At 40.1% G+C, this 19,123-nt stretch carries 20 protein-coding genes; all 20 read left to right on the top strand.

Going from position 1 to position 19,123, the window contains the following annotated elements:
• Positions 1–19 precede the first annotated feature (19 nt).
• The 20 genes from DM09_RS00350 (at position 20) to DM09_RS00255 (ending at position 19,114) form a co-directional block, all read left to right on the top strand.
• The gene (locus DM09_RS00350) at positions 20–292 is read left to right on the top strand and encodes a ComEA family DNA-binding protein (RefSeq protein WP_051937841.1); all 273 of its coding nucleotides are present in this window, start codon (positions 20–22) and stop codon (positions 290–292) included.
• 79 nt (positions 293–371) lie between these two features.
• Positions 372–1,658 carry a nucleotide sugar dehydrogenase gene (locus DM09_RS00345; protein WP_038246587.1) on the top strand — a complete coding sequence of 429 codons (1,287 nt, stop codon included), beginning with the start codon at positions 372–374 and terminating at the stop codon, positions 1,656–1,658.
• Between the two features lie 34 nt (positions 1,659–1,692).
• Complete coding sequence (cysC, locus tag DM09_RS00340; RefSeq protein ID WP_038246630.1) at positions 1,693–2,292, top strand: adenylyl-sulfate kinase; 600 nt, start codon at positions 1,693–1,695, stop codon at positions 2,290–2,292.
• A 192-nt stretch (positions 2,293–2,484) separates the two neighbouring features.
• The gene (gene rfbB, locus DM09_RS00335; protein WP_038246585.1) at positions 2,485–3,555 is read left to right on the top strand and encodes a dTDP-glucose 4,6-dehydratase; all 1,071 of its coding nucleotides are present in this window, start codon (positions 2,485–2,487) and stop codon (positions 3,553–3,555) included.
• Positions 3,552–4,424, top strand: coding sequence for a glucose-1-phosphate thymidylyltransferase RfbA (gene rfbA, locus DM09_RS00330; protein ID WP_038246583.1), 873 nt, complete (start codon positions 3,552–3,554; stop codon positions 4,422–4,424). The genes rfbB and rfbA overlap by 4 nt, the downstream gene beginning before the upstream one ends.
• Positions 4,421–4,819, top strand: a complete 399-nt coding sequence (locus tag DM09_RS00325) for a sugar 3,4-ketoisomerase (protein ID WP_038246581.1) — start codon at positions 4,421–4,423, stop codon at positions 4,817–4,819. Before rfbA ends, DM09_RS00325 begins: the two co-directional genes overlap by 4 nt.
• Positions 4,794–5,366 carry an acyltransferase gene (locus DM09_RS00320; RefSeq protein ID WP_038246579.1) on the top strand — a complete coding sequence of 191 codons (573 nt, stop codon included), beginning with the start codon at positions 4,794–4,796 and terminating at the stop codon, positions 5,364–5,366. Before DM09_RS00325 ends, DM09_RS00320 begins: the two co-directional genes overlap by 26 nt.
• A 43-nt stretch (positions 5,367–5,409) precedes the next feature.
• The gene (locus tag DM09_RS00315) at positions 5,410–6,513 is read left to right on the top strand and encodes a DegT/DnrJ/EryC1/StrS family aminotransferase (protein WP_038246577.1); all 1,104 of its coding nucleotides are present in this window, start codon (positions 5,410–5,412) and stop codon (positions 6,511–6,513) included.
• Positions 6,506–7,342 carry an ABC transporter permease gene (locus DM09_RS00310; RefSeq protein ID WP_038246575.1) on the top strand — a complete coding sequence of 279 codons (837 nt, stop codon included), beginning with the start codon at positions 6,506–6,508 and terminating at the stop codon, positions 7,340–7,342. Before DM09_RS00315 ends, DM09_RS00310 begins: the two co-directional genes overlap by 8 nt.
• A 2-nt stretch (positions 7,343–7,344) precedes the next feature.
• Positions 7,345–8,097, top strand: a complete 753-nt coding sequence (locus DM09_RS00305) for an ABC transporter ATP-binding protein (protein ID WP_038246573.1) — start codon at positions 7,345–7,347, stop codon at positions 8,095–8,097.
• 11 nt (positions 8,098–8,108) lie between these two features.
• On the top strand, positions 8,109–8,945 hold the full coding sequence (locus DM09_RS00300) for a sulfotransferase (protein ID WP_038246571.1): 837 nt from the start codon (positions 8,109–8,111) through the stop codon (positions 8,943–8,945).
• Entirely contained in the window at positions 8,942–9,790 is an 849-nt protein-coding gene (locus DM09_RS00295; protein WP_038246569.1) for a hypothetical protein, read from the top strand. The genes DM09_RS00300 and DM09_RS00295 overlap by 4 nt, the downstream gene beginning before the upstream one ends.
• Positions 9,787–11,355, top strand: coding sequence for a glycosyltransferase family protein (locus DM09_RS00290; RefSeq protein ID WP_038246567.1), 1,569 nt, complete (start codon positions 9,787–9,789; stop codon positions 11,353–11,355). Before DM09_RS00295 ends, DM09_RS00290 begins: the two co-directional genes overlap by 4 nt.
• Positions 11,355–11,771 carry a sulfotransferase family protein gene (locus DM09_RS00285; protein ID WP_038246565.1) on the top strand — a complete coding sequence of 139 codons (417 nt, stop codon included), beginning with the start codon at positions 11,355–11,357 and terminating at the stop codon, positions 11,769–11,771. The genes DM09_RS00290 and DM09_RS00285 overlap by 1 nt, the downstream gene beginning before the upstream one ends.
• 31 nt (positions 11,772–11,802) lie before the next feature.
• Positions 11,803–13,077 carry an O-antigen translocase gene (locus DM09_RS00280; RefSeq protein ID WP_038246562.1) on the top strand — a complete coding sequence of 425 codons (1,275 nt, stop codon included), beginning with the start codon at positions 11,803–11,805 and terminating at the stop codon, positions 13,075–13,077.
• A complete protein-coding gene (locus tag DM09_RS11675) occupies positions 13,074–15,089 on the top strand; it encodes a glycosyltransferase (RefSeq protein ID WP_232507706.1) in 2,016 nt (671 codons plus the stop codon). Before DM09_RS00280 ends, DM09_RS11675 begins: the two co-directional genes overlap by 4 nt.
• Entirely contained in the window at positions 15,090–15,983 is an 894-nt protein-coding gene (locus tag DM09_RS00270) for a glycosyltransferase (protein WP_051937839.1), read from the top strand.
• A gap of 39 nt (positions 15,984–16,022) precedes the next feature.
• On the top strand, positions 16,023–16,958 hold the full coding sequence (locus DM09_RS00265; RefSeq protein ID WP_038246560.1) for an NAD-dependent epimerase/dehydratase family protein: 936 nt from the start codon (positions 16,023–16,025) through the stop codon (positions 16,956–16,958).
• Positions 16,955–18,088, top strand: coding sequence for a glycosyltransferase (locus DM09_RS00260; protein ID WP_038246558.1), 1,134 nt, complete (start codon positions 16,955–16,957; stop codon positions 18,086–18,088). Before DM09_RS00265 ends, DM09_RS00260 begins: the two co-directional genes overlap by 4 nt.
• Entirely contained in the window at positions 18,089–19,114 is a 1,026-nt protein-coding gene (locus tag DM09_RS00255; RefSeq protein WP_038246556.1) for a polysaccharide biosynthesis protein, read from the top strand. It abuts the gene before it with no gap.
• Positions 19,115–19,123 lie beyond the last annotated feature (9 nt).

Raw genomic sequence — 19,123 nt, 5'->3', positions numbered from 1 at the left:
GAGGGAAGGGGAGATGATAATGAAAAAAATAATGGTTGTTTTGATGTTTTTAATGTCAATGATGTTGGCTGGTGAAGTATATGCTGGGGATATGGTCAATGTGAATACTGCAACGGCAGCACAATTGGAAATGGTTAAGGGTGTTGGTCCGAAAACTGCAGCGGCTATTGTTGCCTACAGAACAGAACATGGTAATTTTTCTAGTGTGGCTGGATTAACAGCTGTTAAAGGTGTTGGTGATAAGAAGTTACAAAAAATTGCTGATGGTTTAACGGTGGATCAAAAGCATTAACTTAAAAAGCAGTAAGTTAAACAGGCGGGCAATGCCCGCCTGTTTTATTTTTGAAGTACATTGAGAGTGGGATGGTGTCATGCAGGGAAAGACTGTTGCGGTTGTAGGTTTGGGTTATGTAGGGCTTCCTTTGGCGCTGGCTTTTGGTCGGGTGATGAACACTGTAGGTTTCGAAATATCGCATGATAAAATCAAGGCGTACCAGCAGGGTTATGACCCAACAGGGGAAATGGATAAGGTGTTGTTTTCCCAAGCAGAATACCTTAGTTATTCGACCAATGCTAAAGATATTAAGCAGGCAGCGTTTGTGGTTGTTGCAGTGCCTACACCCGTAGATAGGGCGCATCAACCTGATTTAACAGCAGTAAAAAATGCAACGGCCATGGTGGGTCAAAACCTTAAACAAGGGACAATTGTGATTTTTGAATCTACAGTCTACCCTGGGGTGACGGAAGATGTGTGTGTTCCTATTTTGGAAAAAGAATCTGGGTTGAAGTGCGGGGAGGGTTTTAAAGTTGGTTACTCTCCTGAGCGGGTGAACCCTGGTGATAAAGTGCATAGGCTTGAGACCATTGTGAAGGTCGTTTCAGGGCAAGATGAACACACTTTAGAGCAAGTTGCACAGCTGTATGAGCAAGTCATTGAAGCAGGTGTGTATCGCGCTCCAACCATTAAAGTCGCAGAAGCCGCAAAGGTGATTGAAAATACCCAGCGCGATTTAAATATTGCCTTGATGAATGAGCTTGCTGTCATTTTTGATAAAATGGACATTGATACCCAAGATGTGTTGGATGCGGCAGGCAGTAAGTGGAATTTTTTACCTTTTAAACCGGGTTTGGTTGGCGGACACTGTATTGGTGTTGATCCTTATTATTTGACCTATAAAGCCGAAATGATGGGTTACCAGCCCGATGTGATTTTGGCAGGGCGACAAATCAATGATGGTATGGGTAAGTTTATTGCGGGCGTGACCATCAAAAAAATGATTGATGCAGATTGTAAAATCAAAGGTGCCAAGGTGTTGGTGCTTGGCATTACATTTAAAGAAAACTGCGAGGATATTCGTAATTCTCGGGTGATTGATGTGATTGAAGAGTTGCAGTCTTTTGGTGTAAATGTGCAAGTGTTTGACCCTGTGGCAGATGCTGATGAAGTGAAAAAGATATATGATATTGAATTGGTTCAGTTGAATGAGCTTGATGCTGTGCAGGCTGTTGTGGCAGCAGTTCCGCATGATGAAGTTATGCGCATAAATATTGAGGCTTTGGCAAAAAAAGGCAAACAAGGTATGCCGTTTTTAGATGTGAAATCGGCTTTTGCTAAACATAAACTTACACAGGCAGGTTTTACGGTATGGCGATTATGATTTTTCCAGTAGATACGGAGAGGGGTTGGATATGATGAGTTCAGAGAATGTCATCTGGCATATGCACCATATCACCAAAGATGATAGGGCGAAACAAAAGCAACAGCGCCCATGCATTTTATGGTTTACGGGGTTGAGCGGCTCAGGGAAATCAACCATTGCCAGCGCTGTGGAGCAAAAGCTTTTTGAGTCAGGCTATCATACATACTTATTGGATGGAGATAATGTGCGTCATGGGCTGAATAAAGATTTGGGCTTTTCCGATGAAGATAGGGTTGAAAATATTCGCCGGATTGGTGAGCTTTCAAAATTGATGGTGGATGCTGGTTTATTGGTGATGACAGCATTTATTTCACCCTTCAAGTCGGATAGAAGAATGGTGAGAAGTTTGGTGCAAAACCATGAGTTTATTGAAGTATATATGGAAACCGCATTAGAAGAGTGTGAGCGTAGAGACCCAAAGGGTTTATATAAAAAAGCACGCAAAGGTGAAATCAAGAACTTTACAGGTATTGATTCTGAGTACGAAGTGCCAGAGTGCCCTGAGGTTGTGCTGAATACCGTAGCTAACAGTATTGAAGAGTGTGCCGATCAAGTGATTGACTACCTAAGAGTTAATAAAATGATTTCTTGATGAGTTTGTTGGTTTGAATCTTGAATTGCTTATTTTGAAGAGAGTGGAAAGCTTTAGTAGCGTTGGACTTTTGGAGCAGGCGAACGGATGTGCGCCTATTTTTTTATTTAGGATGTTTAGTGAAAGTTATTTGTCGTGAAGTAGTAATTGGGTCGAAGGGTATTGGCTCAAAGGCGTAAGAGGTTGGACTATATGGGAAAAATGATTGCAGTGACTGGCGGTGCAGGTTTTATTGGGTCTGCATTGATTAGGCACTTGATAAGTAATACGAACTACTCAGTGGTGAATATTGATAAATTAACATATGCTGGGAATATAGAGTCAATTGCAGAAGTTGCTGGCAGCTCACGGTATCATTTTGAGAAGTATGATATATGCGATGGTTTGGAAGTCCGACGAATATTTAAGCAGTACCAACCAGATATCATTATGCACCTTGCTGCGGAGTCTCATGTTGACCGATCAATTGATGGTCCTGGAGCGTTTGTTCAAACTAATATTATTGGTACATATACATTGCTTGAAGCTACCAGAGAATATTGGTTAACGCTTGATGCTCAAAAGAAAGAAAGGTTTCGTTTCCATCACATCTCAACTGATGAAGTATATGGTGACCTTGAAGGACTGGATAGTTTCTTTACCGAGGATACGCCTTATGCGCCAAGTTCACCATATTCGGCGAGCAAGGCAAGCTCTGATCACCTTGTGCGAGCTTGGCAACGAACTTATGGGCTTCCAACATTGGTAACGAACTGTTCAAACAACTATGGGCCATATCATTTTCCAGAGAAGCTTATCCCTTTGGTTATCTTAAATGCGCTTGAAGGCAAACCTCTGCCTGTTTACGGCCAAGGAGAACAAATTAGAGATTGGCTTTATGTTGAGGATCATGCTCGGGCTCTTGCGTTAGTTGCTGGGCAAGGTGAGATAGGGGAAACATATAATATTGGTGGGCACAATGAAAAGAAAAATATTGAAGTGGTTCGGTTGATTTGCGAGCTGCTCGAAGAGCTGGCACCACATAAACCTAAAGGCGTGTACCAATACACAGATTTAATTACTTTTGTCTCGGATAGACCTGGTCATGATATGCGTTATGCTATTGATGCGAGCAAAATTGAGCGTAAACTTGGCTGGAAGCCAGAGGAAACATTTGAGTCAGGGCTGAGGAAAACTGTGGAATGGTACTTGAGTAATAAGCAATGGTGCCAGCATGTTCAAGATGGTTCCTATCAAGGAGAGCGTTTGGGAGAATCGGCATGAAGGGAATTATATTAGCAGGCGGTTCAGGTACTAGGCTTTACCCTGTCACAAAAGGTGTGTCGAAGCAGTTGTTACCAGTGTATGACAAGCCAATGATTTATTATCCCTTGTCTGTTTTGATGCTGGCGGGTATCCGAGAGGTACTCATGATTACGACGCCTCATGACCAGCAAAGTTATATGAACTTGCTTGGAGATGGCTCATATTTTGGTATTCAGTTAAGTTATGCGGTACAAGAAAGTCCTGACGGGCTAGCCCAAGCCTTTATTATTGGTGAAGACTTTATTGGTAATGATTCGGTTTGTTTGGTTTTGGGTGATAATATTTTCTGGGGACAAGGCTTTAGCCCTAAGCTTATGGATGCCGCGGAAAGAGAGTTTGGTGCGACGGTGTTTGGTTATCAGGTTTTAGACCCTGAACGGTTTGGTGTAGTTGATTTTGATGCTGAGGGTAAGGCACTGTCGATTGAAGAAAAACCTGAAAACCCCAAGTCCAACTATGCTGTAACAGGTCTTTATTTTTACGATAACCAAGTGGTTGAGATAGCAAAGTCTGTCAAGCCTTCTGTTCGGGGGGAGTTGGAAATATCATGCGTCAACCAAGCTTATCTGGAGCGAGGGGATTTGCATGTTGAGGTCTTGGGGCGTGGTTTTGCTTGGTTGGATACAGGTACACATGAAAGTTTATTGGAAGCTGCATTGTTTGTTGAAACAATCGAAAAACGTCAAGGTTATAAGATTGCTTGCCTAGAAGAGATTGCGTGGCATCAAGGCTGGCTTTCTGATGAAGATGTTAAAAGGGTGGCTGCAGACTTATCCAAAAATAGCTATGGACGCTATTTGAGTTCGCTTGTTGAAGGTAAACTATGAGCTTGATGCAAATAGTAGATTTTCAAGTCCTAGGGGATGACAGGGGATCTTTGGTTGCCTTAGAAACAGGGAAGGAGATTCCCTTCGATATAAAGCGGGTATATTATATTTTTGGGACAAACCCAGGTGTTGCACGAGGATTTCATGCTCATAAAGCCTTAAGGCAAGTTGCGGTTTGTGTGAGTGGAAGCTGTCGCTTTGTGCTGGATAATGGTCGGCGTAAAGAAGAAGTGGTGTTGGCATCACCAAACCACGGCTTATTGATTGAGCATATGATGTGGCGTGAAATGTATGATTTTAGTGAAGATTGTGTATTGATGGTGTTGGCTAGTGAGCACTATGATGAATCTGATTATATTCGGGACTATGATGAGTTTATCAAAGAAGCAAGTTAATATTCATGCTCTGGCAAATGTGCAAAGTGAGCACATTGGGAAAGGCACATATGTTTGGCAATATTGTGTTGTTCTCCCAGAAGCTAAGATAGGTGAGAACTGCAATATCAATGCATTTGTGCTCGTGGAAAATGATGTTTCTATTGGGGATAACGTTACAATTAAGTCAGGTGTTCAGGTTTGGGATGGCTTAAGGATTGCAGATGATGTTTTTATTGGCCCGAATGTCACGTTTACCAATGACTTTCTGCCTAGATCAAAAGTAAGGCCTGCACATTTTCTAAATACGCATATTGAAAAGAACGCTTCTATAGGTGCGAATGCAACCATTATTGGGGGTGTTACTATTGGTGCATTTGCTATGGTTGGCGCGGGTAGTGTTGTGACCAAGGATGTGCCTGCTCATGCTTTGGTTTATGGGAACCCTGCAGTTCAGAACGGTTGGGTTTGTATATGTGGAAAGAAATTACAGTTTGATGAACATAATTGTACGGTGTGCTGTGATAAAAAATATATTGCAAAGAACTTGTGCTTAGAGGTTAGTTGATAAATGCTTGTTGCGCGAGAAAGGTTAGGGGTTTAAATAGGATATGAAAGTACCATTTTTGGACTTGAAAAGCCCATTTGTTGAACTGCAGGCTGAGTTGAATAGTGCATATGAGCATGTTATGTCTTCGGGCTGGTATGTGAATGGGTCAGAAGTATCTTCTTTTGAGAAGGATTTTTCTGCGTTCTGCGGTTCCAATTTTAGTGTGGGCGTTGGCAACGGGTTAGATGCGCTGGTGTTGATTCTTCGCGGCATGAACATTGGCGAAGGAGATGAAGTAATTGTTCCCTCTCATACATTTATTGCAACATGGTTGGCAGTGTCTCAAGTAGGTGCAATACCAGTACCTGTTGAACCAGACGAAATAACATACAATATCAACGCTAGCCTGATTGAGAGTGCGATAACAAAAAAAACGAAGGCGGTTATTGCTGTTCACCTTTATGGTCAGCCTGCAGATATGGATGCGATTAATACGGTTGCTAAAAAACATGGTTTGAAGGTTATTGAAGATGCAGCGCAAGCACATGGTGCGCGATACAATGGACATCGTGTTGGAAGCTTAGGGGATGCTGCTGCTTTTAGCTTCTACCCGGGGAAAAATCTTGGTGCATTTGGTGATGGAGGAGCCGTTGTCAGCTCTGATAAAACGTTGACTGAAATGGTTCGCATGTTAAGCAATTACGGTTCAAAGATTAAGTATGAACATGATGTACAGGGTGTGAACTCAAGGCTTGATGAATTACAGGCTGCAATGTTGCGCGTAAAGCTGAAGGTGCTGGATGAATGGAATAAGCGGCGGCAACAGGTTGCGTCGAGTTACTTGTCATCATTTCAGGGGATTAGTGATGATTTAATCTTACCCGAATGCGCTCAAGGTGCCGAACATGTTTGGCATTTATTTGTATTGCGCCACCCTAAGCGTGATCAGGTTTGCCGTTATATGCGAGAACAGGGCGTGGAGACATTAATTCATTATCCGCATGCATGCCATAAAACAAAAGCATATGTAAACTACAAGCACCACTTGCGAGTAAGTGAAATGCTGGCTGAGCAAGTGTTTAGTATTCCAATGGGGCCACACCTAGCTGCTGAAGGTGCAGAGCGTGTGGTTGAGGTTGTTAAGAAGGCGTTGGTACATGTATAGTCGAAAAGTTGTGGTATACCGCCCGAGGTTTAAAGAAAATTTTATTCAAGGAATGCTTGCGGAGATAGGAGACTTATGGCGTAGCCGGTATGTGGGTGTAAACTTGTTTCGTGTGAAGCTATCAGAGCGTTATCAAGGCTCGGTTCTGGGAGTATTGTGGTCTGTGATTACGCCAGTTGTGATGATGGTGATTATGGCTATAATTTTTCCGCTGATTATGAAGATGAGAGTAGAAAACTATGTAGTATATTTGTTTTCTGGTTTAGTTGTGTTTCGTCTTCTTTCTAGTACGATTAGTATGGGTAGCAATGCCGTTGTTGGCTATAAAGCGCTGATTTCAAAAGTTGCCTTGCCCTCGATGCTTTACCCTACAGTAATTGTTGCCGTTGAATTTGCGAATTTTTTATTAGTAATGGTCGCATTGCACTTTGTTGCACTAGCTTTTTCTTTTGAAATTAACACACACCTTTTATACTTGTTTGTATCAATAGTGATTACATTGTTTTTTTGCATTGGGTTAGCTTCATTGCTTAGCCTTTTTGTTGTTTACTATAGAGATATTAAGCAAATATTAGAAATGGCTGTGCAAGGTTTATTTTACCTAACTCCGATTGTTTATCCAATTATGATGGTTCCAGAAAAATACCATGTATTCATGGAGTTTAATGTGATGTTTCAATTTGTAAGGCTTTTTCATCAAGCAATATATAGCTCTTCCCCTCCTGTTTGGGGCTATATGGTTGCTCCGTTGGGTCTAGCGATAGTTGTGTTCTTACTTGGCTTGGCCATGCATAGGCGCCTGGGCAGGCAACTCGTATTTAGGTTATGATTATGAATCAAAGTAGTGCAGTAGGTATTAATGTTGATAACTTAAGCGTGACATTTATGCGTCATGCAGGTTTAGCATCGTCATTTAGGGAGACTTTAAACCGTATATTACGCAGAGAACAGGTTGGACCCAAGAGCTTTCTCGCATTAGATCATGTTAATTTTAGTGCGTCAGAAGGAGAGAGGGTTGCTATTGTTGGTCATAATGGTGCAGGTAAGTCTACACTCCTCAAGTGTATCGCTGGTATTTACCCGCCTACTGAGGGTATGATTGAAGTGAATGGTATGATGATTCCTTTGCTTGAGCTTGGTGCTGGTTTTTCTATGGCGATGAGTGTACGGGAAAATATTTACCTGAATGGAGCAATCCTAGGTTTGCCTAAAGAAAAAGTACAAGAGCTTGAAGGAGATATTCTAGCATTCTCTGAATTGGGCAATTTTTCTGATCAGCCCATGATCAGTTTATCATCTGGGATGAGAAGTAGGCTGGGTTTTAGCGTGGCATCATTTTTAAACCCTGAAATACTGCTTTTAGATGAGGTCTTTGCGACAGGTGACGTGGCTTTTGTGAAAAAGGCAAAGGCAAAAATGGAAGAGATGATCGATAACTGTAAAATTGTACTCATGGTTTCACACCAAGAATCCATTATTAGAGATGTATGCAATAGAATGGTGGTGATGGATCATGGTAAAATAGTAAAAGATACCTCAATTGATGAAGGTTATGAATTTTACCATAAGTTAATTAACGTTTAATTGAGGTAAGAATGGAAAAGTTTTTTATGTTTACGCAGGGGAGAACAGGTTCTACTGCTATTATTGATGAGTTAAATAAGCACCCTGAAATAGCCTGTTTACAAGAGCTTTTTATTCCAAAGGTGAATGCTCCGATATTGATGGATGCTCATGAAAAGTATGCTGAAAATTTCTTGGAGCACGTTGATAGCCCTTATCCTTTGGTGCCTTTTGAGGTGTTTCGTTTGCAGTATAAGAAAGTTTTTTCCTTTCCTATGGATGTATACAGGCGTTCAGGTAAGTTTAAACGTTTCGGGCAGATAATGTTAGATTATCTAGATGCTATAGAGCAATATGGTAAGGAGCAGGGGGCGACTGCAGTTGGGTTTAAAGCATTAACAAATCATGTTGATGCACACCCTGGTATTTTAGAAAAGCTACGTCAGGGTGATTACCAAGTGCTTTATTTGGAAAGAAAGAACGTTGTGAATAAGGTTCTATCTGGCGTTGTGGCTGAACAACGCGGTGTTTACAACCGCAAAGACTTTGTTGTGCCGGAAGAGACTTACACTATAGATTTGGATGACTTTATACTTAAGGTTCAATGTACGGTAGAGGGTGTTCAGACAGAGAAGAAAATGCTCAAGAGTGCAGGGTTTCCTCTTCTAGAAGTCAGTTATGAAGACTTTGTTGCAGATAGAGAAGCTTTTTTTACACCTGTTTTTGAGTTTCTTGGGGTTGAGTATAGGCTACCAACTCAATCGGATTATTCAAAAATGATTAATAAACCTATCCATGAGGTTGTTGAGAATTACACCGAGTTTGCAGCTAGGGTGCACGAGCTTGGCATGGGAGATATGCTTGCATGACAAGTTGTAAAAAGTTTATTGTTTTTACTCGGGGAAGGACAGGTTCGACTGCAATTGTTGATGAAATTGATTCACATACAAAGGCACTCTGCCTTCAGGAACCTTTTATCCCTTTAGAAGGTATAAAAGAGTTAATGAAGGCTCTAGAAAGTGGAGAGTCGTATGAGTCTGTAAGTAAAACTCGAAAGTTTGTTCCATTTGAACTGTGGTTAAAGCAATGGAGGATCTTTTGTTTTCTCCGGAAACGCTTTTATTGGAGAAGATTGAGGCTTGTTGGAGAAAAGGGCATTTTGAGAAGCTATCTTCGAGATTTAGAATTGAATGCGATAAATAAAGGAATGGAAAGGAAGGTCGCTTTTGGATTTAAACTTTTAGTGAACCACTTGGATAACTGGCCAAAGCTTTCAGAGGTCTTATATGAAGGTGGATATGTAGTTGTATACTTGGAAAGGAAGAATGTTGTAAGAAAGGTGCTGTCGGGTATCGTGGCATCAAAAAGAGGCGTTTATAACAGGAAGAACTTCCAACATGTGAGTGAGAATTTTGAAATAGACTTGGATGATTTTGAAATGAGAGTGCGGTCTGAGTTAGTTTTGGTTGAAAAAGAAAAAGATATGCTGAGGAAAGTTGGCTTTGATTTACTGTCGGTTTCATATGAAGACTTTTTACAGAATCGTAATACGTTTCTTCGAGAGTTGTTTGAGTTTATCGGAGTAGACTTTGAACTTCCAAAAGAGTCTGAGTACTCTATAATGATAAAAGATATGAAGTCTACTGTTTCTAATTATGAAGCCTTGTTAGAAAGAGTGGAGACAATGGGATTGAAACACCTCTTAGAATCATGATTGAACAGGTAAGTAAGCCTCTTAGTATCATCGCTTTTATTCATACATATCAAGCTGATGGTGAGTTTGACCCTTATATGGTTTCAGTAGTGAAAGGGTTTGAGAGTATCGGTTTAAATGTGCATGTTATACGCACAAATGATCTTGTTCCTAGTCTAGCATCAACGCATATAGGCGTTGGGGTTAATATAAATAAGCTGGTTGATTTTATTAATTATTTAAACCCGCTATTTATATTCACAACAAACCGTGGCGGCATCACACAAGAGATTATGTCGCAAACTGAGTGCCCTATTATTACTAGAATGGTTGATTTGGTTCCATTTTACCATCAGGGCGGTTTAGGTTATCCATTGTTTTGTGATAGAGATTATGTGTTTGTACCTACACTAGAAAGTGTTAAAAGCTTTGAGCAGCAACACCCTATTTTGAAAGGTAAGGTGTCATATCTTCCTTTCGCAACAGACCCTTCGGCTTTTGTGCGTTATTGTGGTGTTGAAAAGGATATTTCAGTTAGTTTTGTAGGTACTTATTTTTATGCGGACTTAATCACCAATATTTTATCAGACTTGAAGAATGCTCCCAGACTAAGGTCGACCTTTCTTAAGCTTAGTGATGATATCAAAAATAATTTCCATATAAATTTTGAAAAGCTTAGTTATAGCCATGATATTGAGGTATTATGTAAAGAGTTGGGTGTAGATTCTGAGTTTTTGCGTATGCAAATTTCTAATGTGCATGCTTTAAATAAGCGCGTTCATTATTTAGATGCAGTGGTTGATATGGGTTTGAAATTATTTGGTACATCCAACTGGGTGCAGGTTAGCCAGTTTTCAATGAGGCTTTTACAAAGTTTTCAATTTGATGAGTTTATTGATAGCCGAGATAAGCTTATCAAGCTTTATCAGCGTTCTAGGATAGCCTTGAATATCCCTCATCATCAGGCAGGAGCAGGGATGCCATATCGTGTATATGATATTATGGCATCAAGTGCATTACTTATTACAGAGTACCACAAAGACTCTGAGCTGTTCGTGTTATTTGGTCAAGATATGCCCGTCCCTATGTATAAGAATGCTACAGAGCTACGCGAGTTGGTTGCCTACTTCCTCGAGCATGAAAGTGAGCGAAGGGCAATTGTTGAACAGTGCAATCAGTTGATTAAAGACAAGGGTATAACTTTTGAGCATAGAGCGAAGTCTTATTGTGATGAGGCAGGAGTTCGGCTTGATAGTAGTCTAAGCGGATCAGTGTCATACCTTCAGTTCCGAGGTGGTAGATGGGTTAGTAGCTCAGATATTACTGGTGAGGCTGAGAAAATTACGAGAGCAATGCTTATTGAGGCAAGGCTTTACAGTTCAAGTCAGTGGTTCCTTCCATATAATGTTATTAAAATGTGGGAGCCTAGAGTGAAGGTGTTGTCCGTGGAGGGTGATAATAAAGCTGAGAGTAAGATGACTTTTATAAAAGCAAGGGCTATTGTATATAAGCTCAAAGCTTTTGCAAAATGGGTTGTTCCTTTTCGTTTGTTTCAAGTGTTAGAGGCTCTGCTTAGGAGGTCATAATGGATATTGTATTTGTTGCTGGCCTACCAAGAAGTGGTACTACTTTAATCTCAGGTCTACTTCAGGGTGAGGAGGCGTACCCGATGTTGCCAGAGTGTATATACCTTACGCGTATTATTTCTTTATGTCATAAAATAAAGACATACCCTGATAAAACAAGATTCACTTCTTTTATTAAGAGTAATGAGGGTGCTTATGAGCTGGCACACTTTACAGGTTGTAAAGTAGACATGGACAACCCTTATTCAAAGCGTTCTTTTGAGTTTGATAAAGCAAATCTTTTTTCATCTGTGAATTACGGTAGTGATATTACAGCAGCTTCGCTAAGGTGGCTTGAAAAAGATTTATCGGAGGCTGAGGTATCTCAGGTTGAAGAGATGTTTGCAGGTGTAATGGCTTGGGGGAATTATGAATGATGTCTGTGTGGATTAGGGAAGCTTTTAGTTTATGACGCTCATTAAGACATCGGTATTATCCTTCGTTGCTACAGTTTTTAAAATATCGTTTGGTTTAGTGGTGAATAAGTTGCTTGCTGTTTATGGCGGAGCTTCGGCAATTGCGCTTGTGGGGCAGTTTCAAAATATTCAGGCTTCTTTGGTGGGCATAGCAACGGCAGGCTTCGGGCAAGGTCTTATAAAATACTTGGCAGAATTTAAAAAGGATGCTGCTAGGTGTAAATATATTTTTGCAACAGCAGTCAAGTTAGTTTGTTTGCTGTTGCTTCCACTTTCAATCTTAGTGTTTGTATTTTCCAGCAATTTGTCAGAGCTTTTATTTAGTACAAGTGAGTATGAAACCTGGTTGCAGGGGTTATCTGTAAGCCTTGTTCCTGCGGCATTAGGTTTATTGTTTGTATCGGCACTTAACGGTCTTGGGGAGATTCGATACTTAACGTTAATTGGTGTGATAAGTAGTCTCCTAGGGATAGGGCTGGCTCTTTTTTTAATTCCTGAGTGGGGGGCATCAGGAGCTGTTGCAGGCCTTTTGCTAACGCCTGTTTTTGTTTTAATTCTTTCAATATGGTACTTATCTAAAGTGCTTTTTTTTTCTTGGGGTTGGCTTTGGGAAAGTGTAGACAGCGAGAGTTCTCGTCGTTTAGGAAAGTTTGCTTTGATGGCATTAACAACTGCCGTCAGTGTGCCTTTAGCGCATATTTTTATACGAATCTATTTGGGAGAGTCAGTCTCCATTGAAGGAGCGGGACTATGGACAGGGTTGTGGAGGGTGTCGGAAGCATATCTGTTGGTGATAACCATGACGTTATCCGTTTATTATTTACCTAAGCTCTCATCGCTAGCAGATAAAAACGATTTGCTTGCTGAAATGAAGTATGGTTACAAATTGATTATGCCTTTTGTCATTGTGTCATCATTGGTTATTTTTTTATTAAGAGATTGGATTGTTGCCTTACTATTTACGGATGCATTCTCTGCGATGAGGGAGTTATTTTTTTGGCAGCTTGTTGGGGATGTTATAAAAATTGGCTGTTTTCTTATGGGTTTTGTGCTTTTGGCAAAAGGGCTAACAACAATATATATTATTAAGGAAATCATAATCAATGTGCTGTTTGTATTTTCGACGTATGTATGTGTAGACCAATGGGGTTTGATTGGAGTGACTTATGCGTATGTTGTAACATACAGCGTGAATTTGATATGGCTTGTTATTATAATGCGTTATTACTTTAAAAGTGACGCTAAGTATAGAGATAGAACGGTATGAAAGCATATCGGATAGCGCTACATATTGGTTTACCAAAGACTGCAACAACCAGTTTACAAAAAAATGTGCTTCATGCAGCTCATGAAAATGGAGACATTAATTTTCTTGGTAGATCAGGGGTGATATTTGAGAAGGGCTATTTTTACCCCTTTGAATCCATTTTTTCACAACTGGGCGAATCACCATTAAGTGAGAATAAGGTTGTGGCTTTACGTAAGAAGCTTGAACGCAGTTTGGATGTGGGTAAGCTGAATGTTATTAGTGAAGAGTCTCTTTCATTAACGCATGGGTTTCATTATGTTAGGTTAGAGAACCTTAAGAGAATATTAAGCCCCTTTGATGTGAAGGTCCTTATTTCACTACGGTCGCCTGTTGATTTCTTTTATTCGTATTACATTGAACTTTATCCAACAACCTTTGTACATATGAAGAGCTTGGATTCACTTGAAAAGTTTGCTTTGGCAGTGCTGACTAACCCATCTAACCAAGATTTTGACATTGTATGTTTAGATAGGTTTCTTACACACTTGAGAATGTTATTTCCTGACTTAAGTGCCTTATTATTTGAGGATATAAAGCAGGATCGAGATCAGTATATTAAGGGTATTTCGGAATTCTTTGGGTTAGAACAGTCGTTTATTCAAGAGCATTTTTTTGTAAAAGAACAAAATAAGGGCGTTCGAGGTGAATCAGGAAAACTTAGTAGGAAAGTTTCGTTGCTTGAAAATTTCCAAGCACTTAAGTCGTTACTATTTGGAAAATCTAGCCTGCATAGACTGAAGCAATTTAAACGTCTTTATTCAATATATAAAAAGTTTTTGTTTTGGTTAAATGATAGATCCTTTAGTGATGCTATTGAGCATAAACCTTTGGGCCAAGATAAACTGGATAGCTTAAAGTCATGTTTGTTTTTAAAAAAGAACTGGGCAGGTGTATTAAATTTAGATATTAAGAAGCTGGTGAAATATAATTATATGCAGTTTGAAAAACAGCATAGTCATGTTACGCCAGAGGTATCCTTATGCCTGATTACTTATAATCATGAGAAATATATTGAAAGTGCATTAAACTCAGCTCTGAATCAGAATTTTCAAAACCTTGAGGTTGTTATTTCAGATGACAGCTCACCTGATAAAACATTTCAACAAATAGAGGCATGTTTGGAAGTGGAAAGCATCGTGCCTGTTAAAGTCATTTCTCAAACGGTTAATATGGGTATCAACGCACATATAAACCAAGCTACAAAGAAGTGTACGGGGCGTTTGGTGGTGATTGCATCTGGCGATGATATTTCTATGCCCAACAGGGTAGAGCGCATTGTTGAAGAATGGGAACACGGAGCTGTTGGTATATTTTCAAATGCAGAAGTTATTGATTCTAGGGGAAGGCCTTGTGGTCTGTTTATGCATCAAGGGTATAAGCACCTTACAAGTTGGAAAGATATGGTTGCTTTGGGAGGGCATGGCGCATGGGGTTGCAGCTTTGCTTGGGACAGAAAAATATGTGAAGTTTTTGGGCCAATACCAGTCAATATCTTGGGTGAAGATGCAAGTATCCCTTTTCGCTGTGCGCTTTTGGGTAAGGTTGCATATATAGATGAACCGTTGGTGCAATATAGGGATCACGGGAAAAATATATCCTTTTGGGCACAAAGAAAAAATGTGTCTGGGAAAGCATTGAAGGATTTGGGTAAAGAAGTCATTAAGTTTGACTTGGTTATGTACCAAAATTGGAGGAAAGATATTCAAGTAGCCTACGCTGCGGGCTATTTAACGGAAGGTGATGTTGAATGGGCAAAGACAATATTGCAATTGCACGAAGAAACTCATGAAAGCCAGTTAGAAGTATTGAATGTGTCATATAACCAAGTATTTTTATTGTTATTTAGAATATTATACAGGAAAGGTTTTTCTAAAGACGGAGTATTGTGGTTTAAGCGGGTTTTGAGTACATTCTTGTATTATAGAGTACCACTATTATTTAAATTGGTACAGTTTGTGAGGAAATCATAAGTGTCAAAACCTTTAGTCTCGATACTCATCATAAGTTTTAACCAAGAGGCTTTTATCGAAGAAGCCTTGAAAAGTGCTTTGGAGCAGGATTATGAAAATCTTGAAGTGGTCGTTGCTGATGATGGGTCTACAGACCGTACCCCTGATATTATTTTAAGTTATGCCGAGAGATACAAAGGACGTTTGATTGCCATTGTTGGAGAGCCCAATTTAGGTATCACGGGAAACAGCAATAGGGGGCTTCGTTTATGTGAAGGTAAGTATGTAGCATTCCAAGGAGGGGATGATGTTCTTCTTCCTGGGAAGATAACTGCCCAAGTTGCTTGGATGGAAGAAGATGACACGCGGGTGCTGTGTGGACACCAAGTTGAAGTTTTCTACGAAGATGGCTCACCTAGCCACTTGCTTCTCCCTAGTTTGCCATCGGGGAAAGGGGCAAGTTGGCTTATTGAGAATGGTGTTCCATATGGTGCAACATCCATTATGGTGCGAGCAGAGAGTATACCAAGCAAAGGCTTTGATGAGCGTTTACCATCAGTTTCTGATTATATGTTATGGATTGACTGCCTTCGTGGTGAAAATAAAGAGTTTGGTTATATTCAAGGTGTTTATGCAAGTTATAGACGACACTCACAGAATGTAACCAATGATAGTTGGCGTTGCTATGAAGACCTGCAAAGAACATTCGATATTTTAGAAACCGAATATGCAGGCTATGAGCAGTCGATAAAAAAAGGAAGGCGCAATCAATTAGACGTAGAAAGAGCTAAGCTACTGCTGGCAAAAGGAAAGTTTATTCAAGTTTTTTTCATAATGTTACGAACTTATATTTCTTCCCCTTCAAGGCTATGGAGAACGCTCGCTTTTAAATTAAGAAAAATGGGTTGGTGGTAAATAAAGGTATGTTGATGATACAGGTGGTTTTCAGTTCTAATGAAAAACGAAGGAGGTAATGGTAAAATAGCTTGTATTACAGGTGCCTCAGGAATGATTGGCTTACATATTACGCAGCGATTACTAAAGATGGGGTACCTTGTACGGGTTTTAACTAGAAACACGGCTTTTGTACTTGAAAGTGTGGAGTGCTTTAAAGGTAGTTTGAGTGAAGCGAATATTTTGGAGAAGATGTTGCAAGATGCTGATGTTGTTTTTCATTGTGCCGCAGAAATTAATGATGAAACTAAAATGTTTGATGTGAATGTGAAGGGAACGCACATATTATTAGAAGCAATGAAGGCTGTTTCTACAATTCAATACTTTTGCTATCTAAGTTCTGCGGGTGTTGTTGGCCCAACGAGTGACTTGATTGTGGATGAAGAAACAATATGTGAGCCAAATAATGCCTATGAACGAAGTAAGTTTGAGGCGGAGCAGTTGGTTCTGAATGCTGATTTAGCAATGAATGTATGCGTCTTGCGTCCAGCCAATGTGTTTGATGTACACAAGCCTGGCGTGTTGAGTTATGCTCAGAATCACTCGCTCAAAGATAAGCTTTCTGTTTTTATGAAAGGTTATGAGGGTGCGCACTTGGTGCATGCAAAAGATGTGGCGGAGGCAGGGTTATATTTTATGGATAAAAGGTTAATGAAGCCTGAGGTTTTCTTTGTATCTTATGATGATGATACGAGAAATACTGTATTGGGTGTATATAACCTATGCTGTTCAATGCAAGGGAATCTGGGGGCAAAGATACTGTTTGCTTTACCCAATATGATTTCACACTTTGTGCGCCAATGTAAGCAGGGTAAAAGTTTACATGGGCGAGTACGCTTTTCAGAAAAGAAGCTTAGAAGTGCAGGTTTTATGTTCTCACTAGGGTTAGAAAAAGCTATTTCAGATGTATGTGGCAAAGCATTAAATAAGCTATGAAAATATTGATTGTGAATATGTCTGTGGATGCAGTTTTAGGTGGAGGAACTGTTGAACGCACGCGACAGTTGGCCAAAGAGCTGCAAAAACTTCCCCATACGGAAGCCAAAGTATTGAGCACCACTGCAAACCTGAATGATGAAGAAGTTTTCAAAGATAAACAATATATTTTACTACCATGTATGAATAAGCGTTGGTATGTCCCAGCACCGTATTTTGGTAAGATATATCGAAGTATTAAGTGGGCAGATGCGGTTGTTATTATTGGACATTGGACACTTTTAAATGCATTGGTTTATTGGGTGAATAAACTTGTGGGGAGACCTTATTTGTTTTGTCCAGCTGGTGCATTACATATTTTTGGAAGGTCTGGTTTTTTCAAGAGAGCCTATAATGCTTTGGTAGGTAATGCTATCTTAAAACATGCTGATGCGGTGATTGCAATCCCCAAAGATGAAATAAAGTTATTTTACAAGCTGGGTGTGGATAACCATAAACTAGCCTTAATTCCCAATGGTATTTCCCCTGAAGATTTTAAACATCATGATACTATGAGTATCCGAGCAAAGCATGGGCTGGGGGAAGCTCCTTTTTTATTGTTTGTTGGCAGGCTGAATGAGATTAAAGGGCCAGATATTTTAATGGATGCTTTTTTATTAACAGCAAAACAGTTTCCAGACTGGCACTTGGTGTTTGCTGGCCCTGATGGTGGTATGGAGGTATTGATCAAAAGCACAGCTCAAGGGGCAGGGCTAGGTCAGAATGTTCATTTTTTAGGTTTTGTATCAGGTAATGATAAATCAGGTTTATATCATGCTGCTAGCATTTTAGTCGTTCCATCAAGGCTAGAGGCCATGTCTATTGTGGCACTTGAGGCAGCTATATGTGCAACTCCTGTTGTTATGACAAATGAATGTGGCTTTTCAGAATTGGTTGATGCAGGAGGGGCACTAGAGGTTCCTGTAACCAGTGAGGCCTTGGCTGAAGCGATGAATACATTAATGGGAAATGCAAACATGCTGGGTGAAATGGGACTTAAAGCTAAAAGTTTTATTCAAATGAACTATACTTGGACTATTTCAGCGCAGAAACATAGAGACTTATGCGAAAAGGTTTGTAGTGAGGTATAAATGTTTAAGAATAAAACATTATTAATAACAGGTGGAACGGGCTCTTTTGGCAATGCTGTGCTTCGGCGATTTTTAGAAACTGAAGTAAAGGAAATCCGCATTTTTTCTCGTGATGAGAAAAAACAGGATGATATGCGAAAAAAGTACAACAACTCGAAGTTAAAGTTCTATATTGGTGATGTGCGTGATGTGAACTCTATTGCTGATGCGGTGCGTGGTGTAGATTATGTGTTTCATGCTGCAGCTCTCAAGCAGGTTCCTTCATGCGAATTTTACCCGATGCAGGCTGTAAAAACCAATGTGATTGGCACAGAGAATGTGCTGAACTGTGCGATTGCTGCGAATGTGAAGAAAGTGATTGTATTAAGTACAGACAAGGCGGTTTACCCGATTAATGCTATGGGTGTATCCAAGGCGATGATGGAAAAGGTTGCTGTAGCTAAATCGCGTAATCTTGATGAGCAGGATACGATGATTGCGATTACGCGCTATGGTAACGTGATGGCATCAAGAGGGTCAGTCATTCCCTTGTTTATTGATCAAGTTAGGCAGGGTAAAGATATAACCATTACAGACCCAGCGATGACACGTTTTATGATGACGCTGGATCAAGCGGTTGAGTTGGTACTGTTTGCATTTGAACATGGTAATAGTGGTGATATTTTTGTGCAAAAAGCACCTGCCGCCACAGTGGGTTTATTGGCGAAAGCACTCACAAAATTATTAGGACACCCCGACCATCCCATCAGTATTATTGGCACGCGTCATGGTGAGAAATTATATGAGGCGTTGTTGAGCCGAGAGGAAATGGTTGCTGCTGAAGATATGGGTGACTATTATCGTATCCCTGCAGATGTAAGAGACTTGAATTATGCCAAGTTCTTTGAAGAAGGTGAAGAGGTTGTGACCCAAGCACACGAATACCACTCGCATAATACAAGACAGTTGTCAGCAAATGAATTGAGTGAAATGCTCCTGAATTTACGAGAAATTCAAAGTGACCTCAGAGATTTTCAAGTTTTATAGGACAAAAAC

The organism is Ghiorsea bivora, from assembly GCF_000744415.1.
Classification (GTDB): Bacteria; Pseudomonadota; Zetaproteobacteria; order Mariprofundales; family Mariprofundaceae; genus Ghiorsea; species Ghiorsea bivora.
This window is presented reverse-complemented; position numbering and strand designations above follow the sequence as displayed.

Excerpts from the sequence above, each read along its gene's own strand:
- DM09_RS00305 (WP_038246573.1), top strand. The coding sequence starts at position 7,345 with ATGAATCAAAGTAGTGCAGTAGGTATTAATGTTGATAACTTAAGCGTG.
- DM09_RS00285 (WP_038246565.1), top strand. The coding sequence starts at position 11,355 with ATGGATATTGTATTTGTTGCTGGCCTACCAAGAAGTGGTACTACTTTA.
- DM09_RS00325 (WP_038246581.1), top strand. The coding sequence starts at position 4,421 with ATGAGCTTGATGCAAATAGTAGATTTTCAAGTCCTAGGGGATGACAGG.
- DM09_RS00300 (WP_038246571.1), top strand. The coding sequence starts at position 8,109 with ATGGAAAAGTTTTTTATGTTTACGCAGGGGAGAACAGGTTCTACTGCT.
- cysC (WP_038246630.1), top strand. The coding sequence starts at position 1,693 with ATGAGTTCAGAGAATGTCATCTGGCATATGCACCATATCACCAAAGAT.
- DM09_RS00260 (WP_038246558.1), top strand. The coding sequence starts at position 16,955 with ATGAAAATATTGATTGTGAATATGTCTGTGGATGCAGTTTTAGGTGGA.
- DM09_RS00345 (WP_038246587.1), top strand. The coding sequence starts at position 372 with ATGCAGGGAAAGACTGTTGCGGTTGTAGGTTTGGGTTATGTAGGGCTT.
- DM09_RS00265 (WP_038246560.1), top strand. The coding sequence starts at position 16,023 with ATGAAAAACGAAGGAGGTAATGGTAAAATAGCTTGTATTACAGGTGCC.
- rfbB (WP_038246585.1), top strand. The coding sequence starts at position 2,485 with ATGGGAAAAATGATTGCAGTGACTGGCGGTGCAGGTTTTATTGGGTCT.
- DM09_RS00295 (WP_038246569.1), top strand. The coding sequence starts at position 8,942 with ATGACAAGTTGTAAAAAGTTTATTGTTTTTACTCGGGGAAGGACAGGT.
- DM09_RS00310 (WP_038246575.1), top strand. The coding sequence starts at position 6,506 with ATGTATAGTCGAAAAGTTGTGGTATACCGCCCGAGGTTTAAAGAAAAT.
- DM09_RS00350 (WP_051937841.1), top strand. The coding sequence starts at position 20 with ATGAAAAAAATAATGGTTGTTTTGATGTTTTTAATGTCAATGATGTTG.
- DM09_RS00315 (WP_038246577.1), top strand. The coding sequence starts at position 5,410 with ATGAAAGTACCATTTTTGGACTTGAAAAGCCCATTTGTTGAACTGCAG.
- DM09_RS11675 (WP_232507706.1), top strand. The coding sequence starts at position 13,074 with ATGAAAGCATATCGGATAGCGCTACATATTGGTTTACCAAAGACTGCA.
- rfbA (WP_038246583.1), top strand. The coding sequence starts at position 3,552 with ATGAAGGGAATTATATTAGCAGGCGGTTCAGGTACTAGGCTTTACCCT.
- DM09_RS00255 (WP_038246556.1), top strand. The coding sequence starts at position 18,089 with ATGTTTAAGAATAAAACATTATTAATAACAGGTGGAACGGGCTCTTTT.
- DM09_RS00320 (WP_038246579.1), top strand. The coding sequence starts at position 4,794 with ATGAGTTTATCAAAGAAGCAAGTTAATATTCATGCTCTGGCAAATGTG.
- DM09_RS00290 (WP_038246567.1), top strand. The coding sequence starts at position 9,787 with ATGATTGAACAGGTAAGTAAGCCTCTTAGTATCATCGCTTTTATTCAT.
- DM09_RS00280 (WP_038246562.1), top strand. The coding sequence starts at position 11,803 with ATGACGCTCATTAAGACATCGGTATTATCCTTCGTTGCTACAGTTTTT.